Origin of the sequence: uncultured Mucilaginibacter sp., from assembly GCF_903913935.1 — a bacterium.
Taxonomy (GTDB): Bacteria; Bacteroidota; Bacteroidia; order Sphingobacteriales; family Sphingobacteriaceae; genus Mucilaginibacter.
In genome coordinates, this window is sequence record NZ_CAIWNH010000488.1 from 1 (window position 1) to 2927 (window position 2927).

Consider the following 2927-nt stretch of genomic DNA (forward strand, 5'->3'; position numbering starts at 1 on the left):
ATCACCCGGTTCGAATACCCCAATTATTTTACGGATGAAATGGTCAACGGCGCTTTCACATGTTTCCGGCATGACCATCTTTTTTCTTCTGTCGGCGGGCAAACGATTATGAAAGATGTTTTTGATTTTGAATCGCCGATGGGGTGGTTGGGAAAGTTGGCAAATTCCGTTTTCCTGACCCGTTACATGCGAAAGTTATTGGTGATCAGAAACCAGGTGATCAAACATGCGGCGGAAGCCGCATAAAATTGTGTCAACGCTAAATTGACCAATCGTCAACCTATATGTTCATCGAACTCCAAAAGCACAGAAAGGGTTTACAAAAGGTTTACACATTTAAGAATTTACTTTTGCAAATACCTGATAATAAGCCGTTTATATGCTTGTCTACTAAAACAGGGTTTACACTGTTTTAGATAGTCTCCCTTTGGTGCTTTCAAGCTGTACTGCTAAAGCCTGAACGTCTGCAATCGGTGAAACCGAGCGCAGCGAGCTCATGAACACCAAAAAAAATAAATGATAGTGAATAATCATCCCCCAATAGGTGTAATCCCCTTGGGTGTTCGGAAGACCAAAAAGGGTGTCATGCTGAGGCTCTCGAAGCATGTGCGTTGGGAATCGCGGACTGTGCATTAGCGGTTATGCATGGTGTAAAGGCCTTTGCCCACATGGTTCGAGCGCCTCACCATGACACCTCACTCCATATTTGTGAGAGAAAATCCATCTTCCGAACACCTATGGTGTAATCCCAAAAAATCAATAAAATTTCTTTTCCATCCACGATTGCAACAGGATCACGGCCGAAATGGTATCCACCAGCTCCTTATTTTGGCGGTGCTTTTTATTCATCCCGCTTTGCGCAATCGTAGCCGAGGCCATTTTTGAGGTAAAGCGTTCATCCAGCATTTCAATGGGCGTATCCGGGAAGGTTTTTTTCAGCAGGTTCACAAAACCCTTCACATGAATGGCCGACTGCGAGGGGGTATTGTCCATTTGTTTGGGCTCTCCCACAATAAAACGCTCTACTTGTTCGGTTTGCAGGTAGTTTTTTAAGTAATCAATAATTTTGATCGGGTGAATGGTATCCAACCCGGTCGCGATGATCTGCAAGGGGTCCGTAACGGCGATGCCGATCCGCTTGGTTCCGTAATCAAAGGCCATTACTCTCATGGGTTAGAGATTAGTGTCCCGATAGCTATCGGGAAGAGTCTGGAGATCAGGAAAAGCATGTGGTAAAGATAGGCCTATTTGCCAATTCTTTTTCAGGGATCAGTCATTATTTATCGTTTGGCGAAACTATTCTATACGCTGCAATCGCTAATTTCTAAAAAATTATCTACTTTGCACCAATGCAGTTTAAGCAAATAATCGGACAGGATGCCATAAAGCAACGTTTGATCAATTCGGTGAATGAAAACCGGGTGAGTCATGCGCAATTGTTTTTGGGCCCCGCCGGTTCAGGTAGCCTGCCCTTAGCAGTTGCCTACGCGCAATACTTATCCTGCGAGGATAAACAGCCGGATGATTCCTGCGGCGAATGTTCTTCCTGCCGCAAGTACCAGAAACTGATGCACCCCGACCTGCATTTTTCGTACCCCACATTCGGTTTGCCGAAAGAAACGGCAATTGATTTTATTGAACAGTGGCGCACGGCATTATTGACCAATAATTACCTGGATTTCGATACCTGGCGCGGATATCTTGACGCCGGGAACAAACAAGCCAATATCAATATAGCAGAGTGCCATCAGATCATCAAAAAACTCAGCTTTAAGCCCTTTGAATCTGCCTACAAAATTTTGATCTTATGGTTGCCTGAATATCTTAACAGGGAGGGTAATGCCCTGCTTAAAATTATTGAGGAGCCGCAGCCAAATACATTATTTTTGTTGGTGGCCCAAAACCAGGACCAGATTTTAAACACCATCCTTTCGCGTACACAACTGATCAAGATCCCGGCATTAGGGTATCATGAAATAAAAGATTTCCTGGTGGAAAAACACCACCAAACCGACGAAGCGGCGGCACAAATAGCCTATTTAAGCAACGGCAATTTAACTGAGGCGCTGGCGATGCTGCAGGAGGGTAATGATAGTTTTCATAACCAGTTTGTGCAATGGCTGCGCTTGTGTTTTGGCAACAAAGGGATTGAAATTGTAGGTTTCGTAGATCAGGCTTCAAAAATGGGCCGCGAAAACCAAAAGAACTTTTTACGTTACGGGATCAACTTTTTACGCGAATGCTGTCTCATTTTATCGGGCGCTGAAAACCTGGTTCATTTACCGCCGCAGGAACTGGAAACCGCGCAACGGATGGCCAAAGCCATGAATATCCCGCTGGCTCAAGGGATCATCAACGAGCTTGAAAAAGCCCACTATCATATAGAACGAAATGCAAACCCTAAAATTTTATTTTTAGATGTATCTTTACAGATTATTAAGTTAATAAGTTTAACGATCCGCCAGAAAGCGGACACCTAATATACCGGATTAATTATGGGATGTGGAAGTTGCTCAACAGGAGGATGTTCTCCTGCGGGCTGCAAAAGTAACGGCTCGTGCCTCACCAATGGCTGCAGCAAGTTAGATGTTTACGATTGGCTGTCCAATATGGACATGCCGACAAATTATAAGCCTTTCAACATTGTTGAAGTAAAATTTAAAGGATCAAGAAAAGAATTTTACTTTAATAATGACAACATTTACCTCGAGGCAGGTGAACTGGTAGCGGTTGAAACAACAACCGGTGGCTATGATATTGGCCACGTTTCCATAACCGGCGAACTGGTGCGGATGCAAATGGTGAAACGCCGGGTCAAAGAAGCGGATATCGCCAAAAAGATCTACCGCAAAGCGACCCCCGCCGATGTAGATAAATGGAAAGCCGCAAAAGACCTGGAATGGGAAACCATGCACAAATCCCGGAAA

General features: G+C 44.4%; 2 protein-coding genes and 2 pseudogenes. 3 read left to right on the forward strand and 1 reads right to left on the reverse strand.

Going from position 1 to position 2927, the window contains the following annotated elements:
- Positions 1-246 (forward strand): annotated as a pseudogene (locus QZY09_RS19830) (cell division protein); the annotation flags it as partial.
- Positions 247-756: 510 nt separating this feature from the next.
- Here QZY09_RS19830 and ruvX read toward each other — a convergent pair.
- Positions 757-1170 carry a Holliday junction resolvase RuvX gene (gene ruvX / locus QZY09_RS19835; RefSeq protein WP_295675249.1) on the reverse strand — a complete coding sequence of 138 codons (414 nt, stop codon included), beginning with the start codon at positions 1168-1170 and terminating at the stop codon, positions 757-759.
- A 179-nt stretch (positions 1171-1349) separates the two neighbouring features.
- On the opposite strand from ruvX, the gene QZY09_RS19840 reads away from it, so the two are divergent.
- Both QZY09_RS19840 and QZY09_RS19845 read left to right on the forward strand, forming a co-directional pair.
- Positions 1350-2480, forward strand: a complete 1131-nt coding sequence (locus QZY09_RS19840) for a hypothetical protein (RefSeq protein ID WP_295675251.1) — start codon at positions 1350-1352, stop codon at positions 2478-2480.
- Positions 2481-2495: 15 nt separating this feature from the next.
- A pseudogene (locus QZY09_RS19845) lies at positions 2496-2927 on the forward strand (hypothetical protein); the annotation flags it as partial.

Excerpts from the sequence above, each read along its gene's own strand:
- QZY09_RS19840 (WP_295675251.1), top strand. The coding sequence starts at position 1,350 with ATGCAGTTTAAGCAAATAATCGGACAGGATGCCATAAAGCAACGTTTG.
- ruvX (WP_295675249.1), bottom strand. The coding sequence starts at position 1,170 with ATGAGAGTAATGGCCTTTGATTACGGAACCAAGCGGATCGGCATCGCC.